This window comes from Blastococcus saxobsidens (assembly GCF_010682065.1).
GTDB classification, from domain to species: Bacteria; Actinomycetota; Actinomycetes; order Mycobacteriales; family Geodermatophilaceae; genus Blastococcus; species Blastococcus saxobsidens_B.
In genome coordinates, this window is sequence record NZ_JAAGWG010000008.1 from 45357 (window position 1) to 63442 (window position 18086).

Consider the following 18086-nt stretch of genomic DNA (forward strand, 5'->3'; position numbering starts at 1 on the left):
CCGCGGCCGGCTAGCTCTGCGCAGCGGCGGCGGCGCGGGCCGCGGCCAGGAGCGCCTCCCGCTCGTGCATCGTGGTGCGGGCCCGCCCGCGGGTGGCGCCGAGCGACTGCTCGGCGGCGTCGATGGCCCGCCAGTTCTCCAGCAGCACCGGCTCCGCGCCGCCGGCCTGCAGCGTCTCCACGAGGTCGTCGACCGGCCCGCGCACCCGCAGCGTCCCGTCCGCGGCGTCGGCCAGCAGCCCCGCGATCGTCTCGCGGGCGTCGTGCTTGTTGTGCCCGACCACCCCGGTCGGGCCGCGCTTGATCCAGCCGGCCACGTACTCGCCGGGCGAGGGGCGGCCGTCGCGCAGCACCCGGCCGGCCTCGTGGGGGACCGTCCCCGAGCGCTCGTCCACGGGCAGCCCGGGCAGTGGCGTGCCCCGGTAGCCGACCGAGCGCACCACGAGGTCGGCGGGGACCACCTCCAGCTCGCCGGTGCCCATCGCCCGGCCGTCGCCGTCGACGGCGGTGCGCTCCACCTCGACGCCGGTCACCCGGTCGGTGCCCAGCAGCCGCACCGGCCGGCGGAAGAAGCGCAGCCGCAGCCGCACGCGGCCGGCCGTGGCGGAGTGGTCGGTCCAGCCGCGGAGGACGGCGAGGTTGCGGCTGACGTTGCGGTCCGCGGCGGCGCGCTCCTCGCTGCCCGGGTCCAGCTCCAGCTCGGCCGGGTCCACCAGCACGGTCGCGTCGGCCAGCCCGTCGAGCTCGCGCAGCTCCTGCGTGGTGAAGGTGGCCTGGGCCGGGCCGCGCCGGCCGAGCACCGTGACCTCCTCGATCGGGGCCGCGGCCAGCGCGTCGAGCACGTGCTGCGGCATGTCGGTGGGCTCCAGCTCCTCGGCCGTGCGGGCCAGCACCCGGCCGACGTCGAGGGCGACGTTGCCGACGCCGACCACCACCGCGGAGCGGGCGCCGGCCAGCGCCGACTCCACCCGCTCGCGGTCGGCGTCGGGATGGCCGCAGTACCAGGAGACGAACTCGGTGGCGGCGAGGCTGCCGGGCAGGTCCTCGCCCTCGATGCCCAGCTGCCGGTCCAGCGCCGCGCCGTAGGTGTAGACGACGGCGTCGACGTGCCGGCGGAGCTCGTCGAGGGTGATGTCGGTGCCGATCTCGACGTTGCCGACGAAGCGGACCAGCGGGTGGTCGAGGCTGCGGTGCAGCGTGTCCCGGATGGCGCGCATCTTCGGGTGGTCCGGCGCGATGCCGTGGCGCACCAGCCCGAAGGGGGTGGGGAGCCGGTCGATGAGGTCGATCGCGACCGGGACGTCGCTCTGCCGCGTCAGCGCGTCGGCGGCGAAGATCCCCGCCGGCCCGGCGCCGATGACGGCCACGCGCAGCGGGGAGGCGGCCGAGGGGGGAGGGGGAGTTCCGTCGTCGGCCACGACTGGCATCCTGGCCTCGCCGGGGCCGCTCCACCAGACCTGGCGCCCGCGCACCCCGATCCCCGTCGCTCCAGGAGGCCCCCGTGTCCGTCGTCGTCGTCGCCACGATCACCCCGCGCCCGGACGCGGTGGACGCCGTCCGGGAGGCCATCCTGGCCGCCGTGCCGAAGGTGCATGCCGAGCCCGGCTGCGAGCTCTACGCCCTGCACGAGGGCGACGGGGTGTTCGTCATGGTCGAGCGGTGGGAGAGCCCGGACGCGCTGCGGGTGCACGGCAAGGCCGAGGCGCTGAGCACGCTGGGTGCGGCGCTGGCCGACAAGCTGGCCGCTCCGCTGGACGTGCGCCGGCTCTCGGCGCTGCCGGCCGGTGACCCGGACAAGGGCGCCGTCTGACCTGGCGCCCCGCCGCGCTCAGCGGCAGGCGTGGTTGCGGTCGAGGTCGTCCGGGACGTACTGGGTGAGCTCGACCTCGCCGTCGGGCACCAGCGGCGCCCGGTCGCACGCCGCGACGGCGCCGGTCAGGGAGGTGGCGCCGGCGAGCCAGCTGGGCAGCCCCGCCAGCGGGCTGTCGTCGGGGACGTCGCCGACGATCCGGCCCCACTGGTAGCCCGTCGAGTACAGCCCCACCCGGCCGTCCTCGTCGGTCAGGTACTCGGTCATGCCCTCGAGGGTCGCCCGGTTGCGGGCGCGGGCGTCGGCGGAGCCGGTCTGCCAGGTGTTCATGGTCTCGACGTCCAGCCACCAGGTGTAGTGGTCCGGCCGGCTGTCCAGCCGCGCCGCCCGCGCCGCGGGGCGGAAGAACGCCTCGACGCTGGTGCGTGCCCGTTCCCAGCCGTACTGCCACGAGCAGGCCATCGAGTTGCCGCCGTCGCACCGGCCGTAGGGCGTCTGGCCCGCCGACGGCCAGGTGGAGACCTGGTCGCGCAGCTCACCGGGGTTGGCGGTGTTCAGGTAGAGCTGCAGCGCGGGCTGGCCGGGGATCACGCCGGACGAGCCGGCGGCCCACTCCAGCTGGTCGGCCAGGCACGGGTTGGTCCGGGTGGCCAGGCCCCCGTTCACGCCGACGACGGCGAACGCGGCGTCGTCGGGCAGGTCCGTGCCGCACTGCGGGTGCGAGACGTCGTAGCCGGCGGTCCGCAGGAACCCGGAGGTCTCCACGGGCGCCGCGGCAGCGGTCGCCGGGGCACCGAGCAGAGCGGTGCCGACGGCGAGAGCGGCGACGACCCACCGTGATGCCTGTCTCATCGGCCGCGAACGTACACGCCGCGGCTGTGCGGCCCCCGCGGGCGGTGAGCCGGCCCGGTCACACCGCCTGGCAGACCGGGCACCAGTACAGGTTGCGGCCCACCAGCACCTGCGTCCGCACCTCGGTGCCGCAGATCCGGCAGGGGAGGCCGGTCCGCCGGTACACGTAGTGCGCGTCCTCGCGCCGGACCGCGCCGCTGCGCCGCGACCGGTCCTCGGGCCGGGTGGTGACGATGCGGCCCATCCGGACCCCGGCGCGCAGCAGGACGACCAGGTCGGCCCACATGGCGGCCCACAGCTCGGCGTCGATCTGCCGGCCCGGGCGGAACGGCGAGACGCGGTGCCGGAAGAGGATCTCCGCCCGGTAGACGTTCCCGACGCCGGCCAGCACCGACTGGTCCATGAGCAGCGCGCCGATCGCCGTCCGGCTGCCGGAGATGCGGCGCAGGGCCGCGGCGCCGTCGGCGCGGGGGCGCAGCGGGTCGGGGCCGAGGCGGTCGAGGATGCGGTCCACCTCGGGGGCGGGGAGCACCTCGCAGGCGGTGGGGCCGCGCAGGTCGGTCCAGACGCCGGCGCCGTCGGAACCGTCGGCCTCCCAGCGCATGCGGAGCGCGCCCTTGGCGGGTGGGGGAGTGCCGGCCCCGGTGGTGAAGGTGCCGTACAGGCCCAGGTGCACGTGCAGGTGGTCGCCGCCGAACCGGGCGAACAGGTGCTTGCCGTAGGAGAACACCTCGTCCAGCACGCGGCCGTCGAGCAGGGCGGCGCCGGCGTCGAACCGCCCCTGCGGGCTGGTGACGTGCACCGGCCGGCCGGCGAACAGGATCGACTGCTCCCGCGCCAGGCGGAACAGGGTGTGGCCCTCGGGCATCCGCGCAGCCTAGGTGGCCGCCGGGAGGGGCCCGGTCAGCGGTCGGCGGTCGCCAGGCCGAAGTGCGGCCGGTCGGCCGGGGCCACGAGGTCGGTCGTCTCGGGATGCTGCTGGATGTAGTGCCGGACGAACGAGCAGTAGGGCAGCACGGTCAGACCTCGCTCGCGGGCGGCGGTGAGCACGCCGGCGACCAGCGCCTTGCCGAGGCCCTGTCCGCCCAGCGACGGATCGACCTCGGTGTGCGGGAGCGTCATCTGGCCGTTCTCGACGTGGTAACTGGCCAGGCCGACGACTCGCTCGCCCTGCCGGACCTCGAAGCGCCCCTTCTCCGGGACGTCGACCACCGTCGTCTCCATGCTGCGATCCACCTTCCGTCATCCCCGGCGTCGTTGCCGGAGCGCGACGTTCGCCTGAGCACCGTAACCCTGGGAAACAGCGTCGTCGCTCTCCTGCACCGACGAGTCGGGTCCCGCGAGGGTTCCCGGGCGGCCACCCGATAGCCTTCCCGGCGTCGGTCGAGGCGCGTCCACAGCGCCCAGGCCCCCGTAGCTCAGGGGATAGAGCATCGGTTTCCTAAACCGTGTGTCGCAGGTTCGAATCCTGCCGGGGGCACCAGCAGTGCCTGACCACGCCCGTCAGCAGCCGGGCCACCTCGGGTGGAACGTCGCCACCCGCTCGTGCGTTCAGCGAGGGGCAGCGCGTCCGCGCCGGCCCACCCGCGTCGAAGAGAGCCATGAGCACAAGTCACAGTCCCCAGGCCGCGCATCCCAGCTCCGGTGAGCAGGTGCGCGGCCGGTGACGGAACTGCTCACCCTGCTGCTGGGCGTGCTGGTGGTCCTGGCGATCACCGTGGTGACCGCGTACTTCGTGGCCCAGGAGTTCGCCTACATGGCGGTCGACCGCTCCGCGCTGGCCGTCGGCGCCCAGGCCGGTGACACCGCGTCCGAGCGAGCTCTGGCGGTCACCCGTCGCACCTCGTTCATGCTGTCCGGCGCCCAGCTGGGCATCACCGTCACCGGGTTGCTGGTCGGCTACGTCGCCGAACCGCTGATCGGGCGGTCCCTCGGCGCGATGCTGGGCGGCGTGGGCGTCCCGACCGCCGTGAGCGTCGGCATCGGGGCGGTGCTGGCGCTGCTGTTCTCCACGGTCGTGCAGATGCTGTTCGGGGAGCTCTTCCCGAAGAACCTGGCCATCTCCCGGCCGGAGCCGGTCGCCCGCCGGCTGGCCGCGTCCACCACCGTGTACCTGAAGGTCTTCGGCTGGCTGATCCGGGTCTTCGACCAGTCGTCGAACGTGCTGCTGCGGGCGCTGCGGATCGAGCCGGTGCACGACGTCGAGCACGCGGCGACCGCCCGCGACCTGGAGCACATCGTCGAGGAGTCACGGGAGCGCGGGGACCTCCCCGCCGAGCTGTCGATGATGCTCGACCGCATCCTCGACTTCCCCAACCGCGACGTCGGGCACGCGATGATCCCCAGACCCCGGGTCGGCACCGTCGCCGACACCGACACCATCGACCACCTGCGCGAGCTGATGACCTCCGGGCACTCCCGCTACCCGGTGCTCGAGACCGGGACGGGCGACGTCGTCGGGGTCGTCCACCTGGCCGACGTCCTGACCACCCGGCAGCCGGGGACGGCTCCGGTGACGGCCATCGCCCGCGAGTGCCTGGTCGTCTCCACGTTCACCCCGCTGCCCGACGCGCTGAGCCAGCTCGCCGGGTCGGACAACCAGATGGCCTGCGTGATCGACGAGTACGGCGGCTTCGCCGGCGTCATCACGCTGGAGGACCTCGCCGAGGAACTGGTCGGGGAGATCACCGACGAGCACGACGCCGAGCACCCCGAGTACGTGCCCGTCGAGGGCGACGGGGTGTGGGAGATGCCCGGCGACGTGCACGTGGACGAGGTCGAGCGCGCCCTCGGGGTCGACCTGCCGCGAGGGGACTTCGAGACCGTCGCCGGCCTGGTCATCGCCGTCGCCGGGACGCTGCCCGAGCCCGGTTCGACGGTGACCGTGGAGCTGCCACCCGATCCCGGCGACCTGGTCCACGAGAACGCCCCCGCCGCGCACCTGCTGCACGTGCAGGTCCTCGCCGTCGAGCGCCACGTGCCGTCCCGCGTGCGACTCGAGCTCCCCGACCGCATGGGGGTGCCGGGCCGGTCCGGCGCCGCCCCGGCGCTCGAGGAGGGCGACCGATGAGCGAGAGCCCGTGGGTGGTCGTCGTCGCCACCGTGGTCATCGTGGCCCTGAGCGCGTTCTTCGTCGCCGTGGAGTTCGCCGCGCTGGCTGCCAAGCGGCACCGGCTGGAGGAGGCCGCCCCGACCAGCCGGTCCGCCCGCGCGGCGCTGCGCAACTCCTCGGAGCTGACGCTGCTGCTGGCCGGCTCCCAGCTCGGCATCACCGCGGCCACCCTGGCGCTCGGTGCGATCAGCAAGCCGGCGGTGCACCACTGGCTCACGCCGCTGTTCGAGACCTGGGGACTGCCGCTGGTCGCCGCGGACGTCGTCGGCTTCGTCCTGGCGCTGCTGGTGGTGACGTTCATCCACCTGGTGGTCGGCGAGATGGCCCCCAAGTCGTGGGCGATCGCGCACCCGGAGCGCTCGGCCACCCTGCTGGCGACACCCATGCGGGCATTCATGGCGGTGTTCCGGCCGCTGCTGCGGGCGCTCAACGCGGCGGCCAACGCCCTCCTCCGCCGGGTCGGCGTCGAACCGTCCGACGAGCTCGCCGTCGGGCACAGCCCCGCCGCGCTGCGCCACCTGGTCGAGCACTCGGCCAACGTCGGTGCTCTGGACGCGAGCTTCTCCGAGCAGATCTCCGTCGCCCTCGAACTGGAGCGGCTCACCGTCCGGGAACTGCTCGGCTCCGTCTCCCGCCCGACCGGCGTCCGCGCCGACGCGACCGTCGGGGAGGTGCGGGCGCACACCCAGCGCTCGGGTCACCTGCGGATCCTGCTGGGCGCGGCCGACGGGGAGCAGATCACCGGCGTCGTGCACGTCCGCGACACCCTCACCGCACCCGACGACGCGCCGGCGGCCCCCTTCGCCCGCCCGGTGTTCGCCCTGCCCGCCGACACCACCGTGCACGTGGCGCTCAAGGCGATGCGCGAGACCCGCAACCACCTCGCCGTCGTCACCGACCGCGAGGCGGGTCCGGTCGTCGGCGTCGTCACGCTGTCCGACGTGCTCCGCCGGCTGTTCCCCCAGCAGGCCGCTCCAGCGGCCTGACCGGACGGCACGGCCGGGCCCGGGCCGTTCGTCCCGGCCTTCTCCTAGGCTCCCGGCACCGAGGTGCGAAGGGGGCGGACGTGGCCGGGACGACGGTGACCGAGGTGATGGCCGAGCTGGCCGCGCTCGAGGACCCGAAGGCGCGTGCGGTCAACGAGCGGCACGGCGACGACCACGGGGTGAACCTCGGCCGCCTGCGCGCGCTGGCCAAGGAGCTGAAGACGCAGCAGGAGCTCGCGCGCGGGCTGTGGGGGACCGGCGACACCGCGGCGCGACTGCTGGCCCTGCTGATCTGCCGTCCGAAGGCGTTCGAGCGCGACGAGCTGGACGCCATGCTGCGCCAGGCGCGCGTGCCCAAGGTGCACGACTGGCTCGTCAACTACGTCGTGAAGAAGAGCCCGCACGCCGAAGCCCTGCGCATGGCGTGGACGGGCGACCCGGACCCGGTGGTCGCCAGTGCCGGCTGGGCGCTGACCACCGAGCGCGTGGCGAAGAGCCCCGACGGCCTCGACCTCGCCGGGCTCCTCGACGTGATCGAGGCGGAGATGAAGGACGCCCCGGACCGCCTCCAGTGGGCGATGAACCACTGCCTGGCCCAGATCGGGATCGAGCACGCCGAGCACCGCGCCCGCGCGCTCGAGATCGGTGAGCGCCTGCAGGTGCTGCGCGACCACCCGACCCCGCCGAACTGCACGTCCCCGTTCGCGCCGGTCTGGATCACCGAGATGGTCCGCCGGAAGCAGGACGCCTGACCCTCTCCGGGCGGGGGTCGAGCCGGTGGCGGGAGGGCGCCCGGCTCGAGTTTCGGGCGTGTGAGGAGGCCGCTACGTTGAGCCGACTCCACCCGCTCTCGAGAGGACAACGGATGCGCAAGCGCGTGCAGGCGGTGCTCGTCGGAATGGTCGCGATGCTGGGTGTGGGGCTGGTCGCCCCCGCGCCGGCCGGCGCGATCACCGGCGGCCAGGTGGACTCGGCGAACGAGTTCGCCAACGTCGGGATCATCGCGTTCTACGACGCGACCGGCCGCTACCGGTGCTCGGCCACCCTCGTGACCCCGACCGTGCTCCTGACCGCGGCGCACTGCACCGCCGGCACCGTCGGCGACACGCTCGTGAACTTCAACTGGTTCATCGACGACGAGGCCCCGTCCGACCTGCCGCGGGCGGCGGACGACACCGGCGACGGCATCTCGACCTCCGGGTACGCCGGCTCCCAGGGGCAGTGGCTCGCCGGCACCGCCCACACCCACCCGCAGTACTCGGACTTCACCGACCTGAAGAACTGGAACGACGTCGGCGTCGTCGTCCTCGACGAGCCGGTCACCGGCATCACCCCCGCTGAGCTGGCGCCGCGCGACCAGCTGGAGCAGTACCGCCAGCCGAAGCTGAACAAGACCCTCTTCACCGTGGTCGGCTACGGCACCGAGGTGCGGCAGGCCACCGAGGGCCCGCAGAAGCCCACGCCGCAGAGCTACCCGATCGTCCGCCGGTACACCGACGTGGTCGGCCAGAAGCTGACCCCGCAGATCCTGCAGGCCAACGGCAACGAGCACGACAACCGCGGTGGCGGCGGCAGCTGCTTCGGTGACTCCGGTGGTCCCTCGTTCGACCCGCAGGGCTACCTGGTGACCGTGACCAGCTACGGCTACACGAGCAACTGCCGCTACATCGACGGTCTCCAGCGCGTCGACATCGCGGTCGTGCAGGACTGGCTGGCCGGGTTCGGCGTCCACCCCGCTGCCGCCTGACCTCCCCGTCCGCACACGGGCCCCGCTCCTCTCCGGGAGCGGGGCCCGTGTGCGTCCGCCACCGCGTCGTCTCGCCTGCGCGGACGGGCGGCGACCCCTGTCACCCACACCGGTGAAGCGGCCACGCCGAGAAAGCGCTGCGTAATCGCTCAAGCTGGGCGTTCACCCGGTCGATGGAGTGCAGGTCAGCACGTCGTCGAACGGAAAGCAGAGCCGCCACCGTGTCCAGCCCGATGCCCGGCACCACCCGCGGAGCGATCCGCGTCCTGATCCTCGCCGACGCGCCCGTCCTGCGTCGCGGCCTGGTCGGCATGGTGAACGAGACCGCTGGACTCCAGGCGGTCGGGGCCCCCGGTGAGCCGCGGCGCGCGCTCACGCTGGCCGAGTCCGCCCGTCCGGACGCCGTCATCGTCGAGCTGGGCTCCGGCCGCGCCGCCACCCTCAGCGCCTGCCGCGACCTGCGCCGCCGCTACCCGACGCTGGCGATCGTCGCCGTCGCCGTGTCCGCCGACCCCGCCGTCGTCAACGAGGCGCTCGCCGCCGGTGTGCGCGGCTACCTGCTCATGAACACCTCGTCCACGCTGCTGGGCTGGGCGGTCCTCGCCGCCCGCGCCGGCCGCACCGTCGTCGACCCGCAGATCCGCCGGGGCGAGACCGACGGCGTGCCGGAGTCGCGCGAGCTGGTCCTGGAGGTGCCGCTGACCCGCCGGGAATCCGACGTGCTCGACGAGCTGGTCAAGGGCCAGTCCAACCGCACGATCGGCGAGAACCTGTTCATCTCCGAGGACACCGTGAAGTCCCACGTCAAGGCGATCCTGCGCAAGCTGGGCGCCCGCGACCGGTCGCACGCCGTGTCCCTGGTGCTCAAGGCCCGCGGTCCGGCCTGCACCTGCGGCGCGCACGCGCCGGCCGAGGTGCCCGCCGAGGTCTGAGCAGGACGACGACCTCCTCGCGCTCCACCCACGGGCGGGCACGTTCCCGCGGGAACGCGGACAAGCCACCTGCCTTGACCACGTTCCCGCGGGAACGCCTGGCCCGTATGTGACCCGGGGCCCGTGCCGGTCGGTGCTCCGAGGGGGACCATGGGGGCGTGACCCTCGCACCTCCCGCCACCCCGGGGACCGGTGCCGCGCTCGACGCGCTGGCCCACCTCGTGGCCGACGGCGACGTCGTGGTGCTCTCCGGCGCCGGGCTCTCGACCGACTCGGGGATCCCCGACTACCGGGGCGCCACCGGCAGCCTCCGCCGGCACACCCCGATGACCTACCAGACCTTCACCCGTGACCCCCGCGGGCGGCACCGGTACTGGGCGCGCAGCTTCGTCGGCTGGCGGCAGATGCGCGCCGCCCGGCCCAACGACGGACACCGCGCGGTGGCGCAGCTGCAGTCGGCCGGGTTGCTCAGGGGCGTCATCACGCAGAACGTCGACGGCCTGCACCAGGCCGGCGGCGCCCGGGACGTCGTCGAGCTGCACGGCGGGCTGGACCGCACGGTCTGCCTGGGCTGCGGCGACGTCGCCGACCGCGGGGCGCTCGACGAGCGGCTGCAGGCGGTCAACCCCGACTTCGGCCCGCGGGTCGAGGAGATCAACCCCGACGGCGACGCCGAGCTGCCCGACGCGGTGCTCGACGGGTTCGTGATGGTCGACTGCCTGGCCTGCGGTGCCGGGCCGCTCAAGCCCGACGTCGTCTTCTTCGGCGAGACGGTGCCGCGCGACCGCGTCGACTCCTGCTTCGCCCTGGTGGAGGAGGCCGGCGGCCTGCTCGTGCTGGGCTCCTCCCTCTCGGTCATGAGCGGCTACCGGTTCGTGCTGCGCGCGGCCAAGCTCGGCATCCCGGTGGGGATCGTCAACGTCGGCCCGACGCGGGGCGACGGCAAGGCCGACGTGCGCGTCGACGCCCCGCTCGGCGAGGTGCTGCCGGCGCTCGCGGCCCACCTGGCCGGATGAGCCGGGAGGTCGAGCGGACCGACGACGGCCGCTACGTCGTCGTCGACGGCCGCCGCTGGCGGACCGCCGACCCCGCGCTGCCCGACGACGTGCGGACCCGGCTGCTGCACCACCTGGGCGTGGCCCGGTCGGCCGTGCGCAGCGCCAAGGGGGACGACGACGCCGTGGCCGCCGCGCGCGCTCGTGTGCAGCTGGCCAAGACCGGGCTGGGGGAGCGAGGCCCGGCGTGGTGGGACCAGGACGACGACGCCCGGCGGGCCCGCTGGGAGGCGGCGCTGCGCGAGCTCGGGGGTTAGCGGCCGCCGGTCCGGGCAGGAACCCCGGCGATGCAGACCTTCGTGCCCGTGCCCGACTTCACCGACAGCGCGCGGCTGCTGGACTCCCCGCGCCTGGGCAAGCAGCGGGTGGAGACCCTGCAGATCCTGCGGGCGCTGGAGCTCCCCGACTACGGCTGGGCGAGCCATCCCGCCGTCCTCATGTGGAGGGGGCGGACCCCGGCGCTGGTCGCCTACGGGCTGGCCATGGCCCGGGTGTGGCGCGAGCGGGGCTTCGCCGACAGCACGGAGGCGCAGATCGGCGAGTTCGCGCCCGAGGTGATCGGTCGCCCGCAGCAGGAGCTGGCGGCGGCCGGCTTGCTCCCGTCCTGGATCGGCAACGAGGAGCTGCACCGCTCGCACCGGTCCAACCTCGTCGCCAAGGACCCGGAGTTCTACCGCGGCCGCTTCGCCGAGCTGTTCGGCCCCGAGCCCGACGACCTGCCCTACCTCTGGCCGGGCCCGGACGACGTGCCGCCGACCCCAGAACCCGAGGGCGTGCGGGTCTGGGTCGCGCGGCCTCGCAACCACAACGAGCTGGGCGCCTGCCTGGCCGCCGGGGTGGTCGGGCTCGGGACGCAGTCGGGGATCGACGTCGACGCCACCGGGATGGACCCCGCCGAGCTGCGGGCGCTGTCCAAGGAGATCTCCGGCCGCCGGCCGGCCAAGGACCTCCGCCAGCTGTCGGCCTTCCTCGACGAGCTGGAGCCCGGTGACCGGATCGGTCTGCCGATCGAGCACGGTGCCGGGCTGCTGCTGGGCGAGGTGGTGGGCGACTACCTCTTCCAGGGGCGGGAGCTGCTGCCGCACCGCCGCCCGGCGCGCTGGCACCGCGTGGTGCCGCGGGCGGCCGCCCGGCCGCCCGCGACCCTGCAGGACCCGCGCGCGCTGTTCCAGGTCACCCTCGACCCGGCGGTGCTGGACTAGCCGGGCAGCGGCACGTTCTGCAGCCGCACCTGGCCGCGGGCCACGAGCTTCCCGTCCTCGGCGCGGGTGAGCTGCACCTGCCACAGCTGCTGGGTCCGGCCCTGCTGGACCGGCTCGGCCACGACGTCGAGCCGGCCGCTGGTCATGCTGCGGATAAAGTCGGTGTTGTTGTTGACGCCGACGGCGAACTGGCCGTGCTCCTGCACGGCCAGGCTGGCGCCGATGCTGGCGGCGGACTCGACGACGGAGCAGTACAGACCGCCGTGGACGACGCCCCAGGGCGTGTGCTGCTCGGGGCCGACGTCGACGTGCCCGCTCACCCGGGTGCCGCTCACCTCGGCGACCTGGAACCCCATCGCCGTGACGAACGCCCCGCCCGCCCTCAGGTCGACGGGAGGACGCTCGCTCACGAGTCCCAGACCAGGCAGAAGGGGTGACCGACCGGGTCGGCGTAGACGCGGAAGTCGCCGCCGCCCCCCGGGAGCTTGCGCGCGCCCAGCGCCAGGACCTTCGGCTCGGCCTCCTCGATGTCGGCGACCCGCACGTCGAGGTGGAACTGCTGCGGCCGGTCGGGATCGGGCCAGTCCGGCGGCTGCAGGTCGGGGGCCTGCTGGAAGGCCAGCCGGTAGCCGGCGCCGGTGACGACCACCCAGTCGTCGCCGGGGCCGCCCTTGCTGATCTCCATGCCGAGCAGGCCGGCGTAGAAGCCGGCCAGGGCGTGCGCGTCGGGCGCGTCGATCACGACGGAGTGCAGTTGACCGATCATGCCGCTCATCCTTCCCCGGCTGGCCGACGGCCGACAGCCCGAGCCCGGCACGGGACCGCAGCGATCCGGCCAGTCCCCGGCCTGCGCCGGGGCGAGGGCGTGCCGCAGGATCGGGGCATGCCCGACCCCTCCGCGCCCGCCCTCGGCTCGCTGACCTGGCTGCCCGCCGCCGACCGCCCGGACCTGCTCGCCGCCCCGGTGGCCGCTGCGCTGGCCGACCTCGACGGCCCGGCGTGGGTGGCGCAGATCGACGACGACCTGGCCGACACCGCCGCCTTCACCGAGGCCTACGGGGTCCCGCTGGACGCCTCGGCCAACTGCGTCGTGGTCGCCGCCCGCCGCGCGGGGGAGACGACGCTGGCCGCCTGCCTGGTGCTCGCGACCACGCGGGCGGACGTCAACGGGCTGGTGCGCCGGCACCTGGGTGCGCGGAAGGCGTCGTTCGCGCCGCAGGACGTCGCGGTCGCCGAGAGCGGCATGGCCTACGGCGGCATCACCCCGGTCGGCCTGCCGGCGTCCTGGCCGCTGCTGGTCGACGCCGCCGTCGCCGCGGCCGACCTGGTGGTCGTCGGCTCGGGGCTGCGCGGCAGCAAGATCGCGGTGCCCGGCTCCCTGCTGGCCGGCCTCCCGGCGGCCGAGGTGCTGGACGGCCTCGGGCAGCCGGTGCCGGCGGAGCCCCCGACGCCCCCGCCGGCCCAGCCGCTCCGGGTGCGCCGGGCACCGGACGACAGCGACGTCGGCTGGGGCGAGCGGCCCGCCGACACCTCCGACGACGACCGTCGCTACCTCGAGGACCGCCCGCCGCACTGGGGGAGCGACTGACCCGGCCCGGTCAGACCGGCGGCGTGGGCCGTGCGGCGTCGGGACCGGCCGGGCCGAGGTCCTGCTGGGCGCGCAGCAGGTCGCGGATCTCTGCCAGGAGCTCGACCTCGGTGGGCGCGACCGGACCGGGCTCCTCACCATGCACCCGTCGCTCCAGCAGCCGGTGCAGGGGCATGACGACGAGGAAGTAGAGCACCGCCGCGGTCAGCACGAAGGTGATCAGCTGGCTGACGAACGCGCCCCAGGTGAACGTCTGCCCGTTCACCTCGAACGTCCCGCCCAGCTCCCCGCCGCCGCCCAGCACCCCGATGAGCGGGGTGAGGAACGACTCGGCGAACCCGTTCACCAGCATCGTGAACGCCGAGCCGATGACGACCGCGACGGCGAGGTCCACGACGTTGCCGCGGAACAGGAAGTCCTTGAAGCCCTTCAGCACGCCGACCATCCAGCCACACCCGTGCGGGGCCCGCTCGGCCGGGCGGTCAGGGCGGGGGCAGGCTGATGGTCAGGGTCGCCCCGGCCGACGCCGCGGCCAGGCGGGCGGCGGTCCCGTCGTCCACGGCCAGCAGCAGCAGACCGGCGCCGGCAGCCTCGTCGTCGGACCCGCCCGGGGCGGCCAGCACGAGCGCGCCGGCGGCGACGCGCTCGGCCACGCCGGTGCCACCCGCGGTGGCCAGCACGTCCACCCGGTCACCGGCGCGGACCAGCGCGGTCACCGCGAGATCGGCCAGCCGCACGGGGGCGGCGACCTGCCCCTCCGGCAGCAGCGTGGTGAGCCCGGCGCCGACGAGCCGGGCGTCGGTCAGCGGCTCGCCCCGGCGCACGCCCGCGGCCAGGACCCGGTGCTGGAGCAGCTCCGTGCGCTCCACCACACCGTCGGGCACGGCCTCGGGCGGCACCGCCACCACGGTCAGGTCCCCAGCGCCCAGCCGCGTGCCGGCCGGGAGGTCGGCGGCGGCGACCACCACCGGGACGGCGGGTGCACGTGCCCCGGCCGGGGCGGGGTCCGGCCGGAACGCCAGCACCAGGGCCAGCACGGCGAGGAGCGCGGCGCCCGCGCGGCGGGCGAGGTGGACGGGTGACCGGGACCGGCGCAGACGCGGCATGCGACGACCCTGCCCGGCGCGGCTGCGCGGACAGGGTCGTCGGGAGGATCTGTGGACCGGAGCGGGCCCTGTGGACGGGCGCGCTCAGCCGAGCGTCAGTTGGCGGCCTTGGCGGTGCTGCCGGACGTCGACGACGGCGTGCTGCTGGACGAGGAGCTGCTGTCCTTGGCGGCCGCGGGCGCGGAGGTCGCGGGCGTCGAGGAGCTGCTCGGGGTGTCCGAGGAGCTGCTGCTCTTGCGGCTGTCGGTGCGGTAGAAACCCGAGCCCTTGAAGACCACGCCCACCGAGCCGTAGACCTTGCGCACCGCGGCGCCGCACTCGGGGCACTCGGCGACCGGCTCGTCGGTGAAGGACTGCACGACCTCGAACTGGTGCTTGGTCTCGGGGTTGGTGCAGGCGTACTGATAGGTGGGCACTGCGGCGGTCTCCCTGGTCGAGCGGAGGAAATCGGGGCTGGCACTCGACCCCGTCGACTGCCAATGATGCGTCATCGGCACAAGGTCCGTCACGTGTGTCGGCGCGCAAGGGCGTGCCGACACCGGTCATCGCCCGTCCGAGGACCGCCGGCGCGCCCGCTCCACGAGGAACAACGTGCCCGCGAGGACGGCACCGAAGCCGCCGGAGAGTGCCACCTGCCACCCGGTCGGCAGGCCGGAACCGGTGGCCGTCTGGAAGACGAACAACCCCACGGCGCCGGCCACGGACAGCCCCGCGATCACCGTCGGCGTCAGCCGCCGGCGCTGCATGACGCCCGAATCCGGTCGGGTCAGCTGGAAGTACAGACCGGCGGCGCCCACGAGCACCACCGCGACGACGATCAGACCGGCGACGACGTCGTTCACGGCAGCTCCTCGGCCAGGTCGGGTCAGCCACTTCCCGCCGAGCATCGCCGGTCGCGGCGTGCACCCGAAGGGGCGCCGCCCGGTCGGGTGACACGCCGGCGCCGTCGGGCGGGTCAGCGACCGAGGTGCCGGTAGCGGTGCAGCCGGGTGCGGAAGCGCTCGGTGTCGTCGCGGCCCAGCAACCCGGCCAGCTCCTCCCCGAGCACCCGGCCCAGCCGCAGGCAGAACTCGCCTGCCTCGTCGGCGGCATCGGGTCGCTCGGGCACCACGCGGTCGACGATCCCCGCCCGCCACAGGTCGGTGGCCCGCACACCCTGCTCCGCCGCCATCTCGCCGGCCCGGTCGACGGTCCGGTGCACGATCGCCGAGGCGCCCTCAGGGGGCAGCGGGCCCAGCCAGCCGTTGGCCGCGGCCAGCACCCGGTCGGCCGGCACGAGCGCCAGCGCGCCACCGCCGGTGCCCTGGCCGAGCAGCACCGCCAGGGTCGGTGCCTTGAGCACCACGAGGTCGTGCAGGCAGCGCGCGATCTCCCCGGCCAGCCCGCCCTCCTCCGCCTCCCGGGAGAGCGCGGCGCCGGGGGTGTCGATCAGCGTCACGAGCGGCAGTCGCAGCTCCTCGGCCAGGTGCATCCCGCGCCGGGCCTCCCGCAGCGCGGCCGGGCCGAGCGGCGCGGACATCGACTGGCCGCGCCGGTCCTGGCCCAGCACGACGCAGGGGGCGCCACCGAAGCGCGCCAGCGCCAGCAGCAGCCCGGGGTCCTTCTCGCCGGCGCCGGTGCCCGACAGCCCCACGACGTCGGTGGCCGCCGTCCGCAGCAGCCGCCGCACGCCCGGCCGGTCCTCCCGCCGCGACGCGGTGACGACGTCCCACGCGCTGCGCCCGTCCTCCGGGTCGTCGGCGTCGCTGCCGTCCTCCGCGGTCGGCTTCTCCGCGCCGGCGACGTCCACGTGCCACGTCTGCCGGGCGGCCAGCACGCGCAGCGCCCGGTCGGCGAGGTCGGCCACCTCCTCGTGCGGGACGACGGCGTCGATCAGCCCCTGGTCGGCCATGTGCTCGGCGGTCTGCACGCCCTCGGGGAACGGCTCGCCGTACAGCGCCTCGAACACCCGTGGTCCGAGGAAACCGATCGAGGCGCCCGGCTCGGCGATGGTGACGTGGCCGAGCGAACCCCAGGAGGCCAGCACACCGCCGAAGGTGGGGTTGCGCAGGTAGACCAGGTAGGGCAGCCCGGCCTCCTTGTGCCGGGCGATCGCCGCGGTGATGCCGATCATCTGCAGGAAGGCGACCGTGCCCTCCTGCATCCGGGTGCCACCGGACACCGGGGCGGCCAGCAGCGGCAGGCCCTCCTCGGTCGCCCGCTCGACGGCGGTGATGAGCCGCTCGGCGGCCGCCACCCCGATGGAGCCGGCCAGGAAGCCGAACTCCCCGGCGACGACGGCGACGCGGCGGCCGCGCAGCAGCCCCTCGCCGGTGATGATCGACTCGTCCTGCCGGGTCTTCTCCGCCGCCCGGGCGAGCTCGCGGGCGTAGTCGGCGCCGACCTGCCGGGGCCCGACGGGGGAGTCCCACGACTGCCAGGAGCCGTCGTCGAGGACCAGGTCGCGCAGGGCGCGGGCGTCCAGGCGGGCGGGGCGGTCGCTCACGAGCCGGAGCCGTCCAGCCAGGCGCGGATCGCCTCGCCGTCGGCGCCGAGGACCGGGGGAGCGGTGTGCTCCCGCGGGGTGGTCTCGGTCTCGCCGTCGGCCGACGGGGTGAAGAAGCGCAGCGGCGGCCCGGGCAGCCGGAGCCGGCCGAGGGTGGCGTGGTCGACGTCGACCAGCAGGCCCTGGGACAGGGTCTGGTCCCAGCCGTAGACCTCGTCGACGGTGCGGACCTTGCCGGCGGGGATGCCCGCGGCGTCCAGCCGGGCGAGCAGGTCCTCGGCGGTGATGTCGGCGAACGCGTCCTCGAGCAGGGCGATCACCCGGTCGCGGTTCTCCACCCGCTCGCCGTTGGTCTCCAGCCCCGGCGCGGCGGGGTCCAGGCCGAACTCCATGCACAGCCGCCGCCACAGCGACTCCGAGCCGCAGGACAGCTGGACGCTGCCGCCGGAGCAGCGGAACAGCCCGTAGGGGGCGATCGAGGGGTGGTGGTTGCCCTGCGCGTGCCCGACCTTGCCGGCCACCGTCCACGCCGTCCCCTGGAAGGCGTGCACGCCGACGATCGCCGCGAGCAGCGAGGTGCGCACCACCTGGCCGCGGCCGGTCCGCTCCCGCTCGTGCAGCGCCGCGAGCACCCCGTAGGCGCCGTACATGCCGGCCAGCAGGTCGCCGATCGGGACGCCGACCCGCTGCGGGTCCTCCGGGCCGGCCCCGGTGAGCGACATCAGCCCGGCCTCGCCCTGCGCGATCTGGTCGTAGCCGGCGCGGCCGCCCTCGGGCCCGTCGTGGCCGAAGCCGCTGATCGACAGCTGGACCAGACGCGGGTTGAGCTCGGCCAGCACGTCGGTGCCGAAGCCGAGGCGGGCCAGCGTGCCGGGGCGGAAGTTCTCCAGCAGGACGTCGGCCCGGCGCAGCAGCTCGGTCAGCACGGCGGTGTCCGCCTCGTCCTTGAGGTCGAGGGTGATCGACTCCTTGTTGCGGTTCGCCGACAGGAAGTACGTGGACTCCCGCTGCGCCTGGCCACCCTCCCCGCCGCCCTGTGGCTGCACGAACGGCGGACCCCACCCGCGGGTGTCGTCCCCGGTGCCCGGGTTCTCCACCTTGATGACCCGCGCGCCGAGGTCCCCGAGCATCATCGCCGCGTGCGGTCCGGCGAGGGCCCGGGTCAGGTCGACGACGAGGACGCCGTCCAGTGGTCCGCTCATGGGGGGATCC

The 18086-nt window shown here is 74.9% G+C and carries 22 protein-coding genes and 1 tRNA gene; 11 read left to right on the top strand and 12 right to left on the bottom strand.

Annotation, left to right across the window (positions count from 1 at the left end):
• Positions 1 to 10 precede the first annotated feature (10 nt).
• Complete coding sequence (locus GCU60_RS06570; RefSeq protein WP_345770435.1) at positions 11 to 1417, bottom strand: NADP oxidoreductase; 1407 nt, start codon at positions 1415 to 1417, stop codon at positions 11 to 13.
• A gap of 83 nt (positions 1418 to 1500) precedes the next feature.
• Between GCU60_RS06570 and GCU60_RS06575 the strand changes: the two genes are divergently transcribed.
• Positions 1501 to 1809, top strand: coding sequence for an antibiotic biosynthesis monooxygenase (locus GCU60_RS06575; RefSeq protein ID WP_163203433.1), 309 nt, complete (start codon positions 1501 to 1503; stop codon positions 1807 to 1809).
• Positions 1810 to 1827: 18 nt separating this feature from the next.
• Here GCU60_RS06575 and GCU60_RS06580 read toward each other — a convergent pair whose 3' ends face one another.
• From GCU60_RS06580 to GCU60_RS06590, 3 genes are read right to left on the bottom strand one after another with little or no spacing between them, the layout of a single operon-like run.
• Positions 1828 to 2661, bottom strand: a complete 834-nt coding sequence (locus tag GCU60_RS06580) for a hypothetical protein (protein WP_163203435.1) — start codon at positions 2659 to 2661, stop codon at positions 1828 to 1830.
• A 58-nt stretch (positions 2662 to 2719) separates the two neighbouring features.
• Positions 2720 to 3529 carry an Fpg/Nei family DNA glycosylase gene (locus GCU60_RS06585; protein ID WP_163203437.1) on the bottom strand — a complete coding sequence of 270 codons (810 nt, stop codon included), beginning with the start codon at positions 3527 to 3529 and terminating at the stop codon, positions 2720 to 2722.
• Between the two features lie 35 nt (positions 3530 to 3564).
• Positions 3565 to 3885, bottom strand: coding sequence for a GNAT family N-acetyltransferase (locus tag GCU60_RS06590; RefSeq protein ID WP_163203439.1), 321 nt, complete (start codon positions 3883 to 3885; stop codon positions 3565 to 3567).
• 183 nt (positions 3886 to 4068) lie between these two features.
• Between GCU60_RS06590 and GCU60_RS06595 the strand changes: the two genes are divergently transcribed.
• From GCU60_RS06595 to GCU60_RS06635, 9 genes are all read left to right on the top strand, one after another.
• Positions 4069 to 4144 (top strand) — tRNA-Arg (locus GCU60_RS06595).
• 180 nt (positions 4145 to 4324) lie between these two features.
• The gene (locus GCU60_RS06600; RefSeq protein WP_163203442.1) at positions 4325 to 5731 is read left to right on the top strand and encodes a CNNM domain-containing protein; all 1407 of its coding nucleotides are present in this window, start codon (positions 4325 to 4327) and stop codon (positions 5729 to 5731) included.
• A complete protein-coding gene (locus GCU60_RS06605; RefSeq protein ID WP_163203444.1) occupies positions 5728 to 6759 on the top strand; it encodes a hemolysin family protein in 1032 nt (343 codons plus the stop codon). The genes GCU60_RS06600 and GCU60_RS06605 overlap by 4 nt, the downstream gene beginning before the upstream one ends.
• Positions 6760 to 6839: 80 nt before the next feature.
• Positions 6840 to 7511, top strand: coding sequence for a DNA alkylation repair protein (locus GCU60_RS06610; RefSeq protein WP_345770436.1), 672 nt, complete (start codon positions 6840 to 6842; stop codon positions 7509 to 7511).
• A 113-nt stretch (positions 7512 to 7624) separates the two neighbouring features.
• Positions 7625 to 8506 (top strand): S1 family peptidase, encoded by an 882-nt coding sequence (locus GCU60_RS06615; protein ID WP_163203446.1) that lies wholly within the window; start codon positions 7625 to 7627, stop codon positions 8504 to 8506.
• Between the two features lie 221 nt (positions 8507 to 8727).
• Positions 8728 to 9438, top strand: coding sequence for a LuxR C-terminal-related transcriptional regulator (locus GCU60_RS06620; RefSeq protein ID WP_163203448.1), 711 nt, complete (start codon positions 8728 to 8730; stop codon positions 9436 to 9438).
• Between the two features lie 158 nt (positions 9439 to 9596).
• Positions 9597 to 10454: an NAD-dependent protein deacetylase gene (locus tag GCU60_RS06625; protein WP_163203450.1), complete on the top strand. Its 858-nt coding sequence runs from the start codon at positions 9597 to 9599 to the stop codon at positions 10452 to 10454.
• Positions 10451 to 10750 (top strand): biopolymer transporter Tol, encoded by a 300-nt coding sequence (locus tag GCU60_RS06630; RefSeq protein ID WP_163203452.1) that lies wholly within the window; start codon positions 10451 to 10453, stop codon positions 10748 to 10750. The genes GCU60_RS06625 and GCU60_RS06630 overlap by 4 nt, the downstream gene beginning before the upstream one ends.
• Positions 10751 to 10780: 30 nt before the next feature.
• The gene (locus tag GCU60_RS06635; RefSeq protein ID WP_163203454.1) at positions 10781 to 11695 is read left to right on the top strand and encodes an MSMEG_6728 family protein; all 915 of its coding nucleotides are present in this window, start codon (positions 10781 to 10783) and stop codon (positions 11693 to 11695) included.
• Here the strand turns inward: GCU60_RS06635 and GCU60_RS06640 are convergent.
• Entirely contained in the window at positions 11692 to 12105 is a 414-nt protein-coding gene (locus tag GCU60_RS06640; protein ID WP_345770437.1) for a PaaI family thioesterase, read from the bottom strand. The genes GCU60_RS06635 and GCU60_RS06640 overlap by 4 nt on opposite strands.
• A complete protein-coding gene (locus GCU60_RS06645; RefSeq protein ID WP_204261569.1) occupies positions 12102 to 12461 on the bottom strand; it encodes a VOC family protein in 360 nt (119 codons plus the stop codon). The genes GCU60_RS06640 and GCU60_RS06645 overlap by 4 nt, the downstream gene beginning before the upstream one ends.
• A gap of 117 nt (positions 12462 to 12578) precedes the next feature.
• Here GCU60_RS06645 and GCU60_RS06650 point away from each other — a divergent pair, with 117 nt between their 5' ends.
• Positions 12579 to 13283 (top strand): YbaK/EbsC family protein, encoded by a 705-nt coding sequence (locus GCU60_RS06650; RefSeq protein ID WP_163203458.1) that lies wholly within the window; start codon positions 12579 to 12581, stop codon positions 13281 to 13283.
• 10 nt (positions 13284 to 13293) lie between these two features.
• Here GCU60_RS06650 and mscL read toward each other — a convergent pair whose 3' ends face one another.
• The 6 genes from mscL to GCU60_RS06680 form a co-directional block, all read right to left on the bottom strand.
• Positions 13294 to 13728, bottom strand: coding sequence for a large conductance mechanosensitive channel protein MscL (gene mscL / locus GCU60_RS06655; protein WP_204261570.1), 435 nt, complete (start codon positions 13726 to 13728; stop codon positions 13294 to 13296).
• Between the two features lie 37 nt (positions 13729 to 13765).
• The gene (gene cpaB, locus GCU60_RS06660; RefSeq protein WP_163203460.1) at positions 13766 to 14389 is read right to left on the bottom strand and encodes a Flp pilus assembly protein CpaB; all 624 of its coding nucleotides are present in this window, start codon (positions 14387 to 14389) and stop codon (positions 13766 to 13768) included.
• Between the two features lie 95 nt (positions 14390 to 14484).
• Positions 14485 to 14805 carry an FmdB family zinc ribbon protein gene (locus GCU60_RS06665; RefSeq protein ID WP_163203462.1) on the bottom strand — a complete coding sequence of 107 codons (321 nt, stop codon included), beginning with the start codon at positions 14803 to 14805 and terminating at the stop codon, positions 14485 to 14487.
• Between the two features lie 126 nt (positions 14806 to 14931).
• Positions 14932 to 15231: a hypothetical protein gene (locus GCU60_RS06670; RefSeq protein WP_163203464.1), complete on the bottom strand. Its 300-nt coding sequence runs from the start codon at positions 15229 to 15231 to the stop codon at positions 14932 to 14934.
• Between the two features lie 113 nt (positions 15232 to 15344).
• Complete coding sequence (locus tag GCU60_RS06675) at positions 15345 to 16874, bottom strand: carboxyl transferase domain-containing protein (protein WP_163203466.1); 1530 nt, start codon at positions 16872 to 16874, stop codon at positions 15345 to 15347.
• A complete protein-coding gene (locus GCU60_RS06680; protein ID WP_163203468.1) occupies positions 16871 to 18076 on the bottom strand; it encodes a CaiB/BaiF CoA transferase family protein in 1206 nt (401 codons plus the stop codon). Before GCU60_RS06680 ends, GCU60_RS06675 begins: the two co-directional genes overlap by 4 nt.
• Between the last annotated feature and the right edge of the window lie 10 nt (positions 18077 to 18086).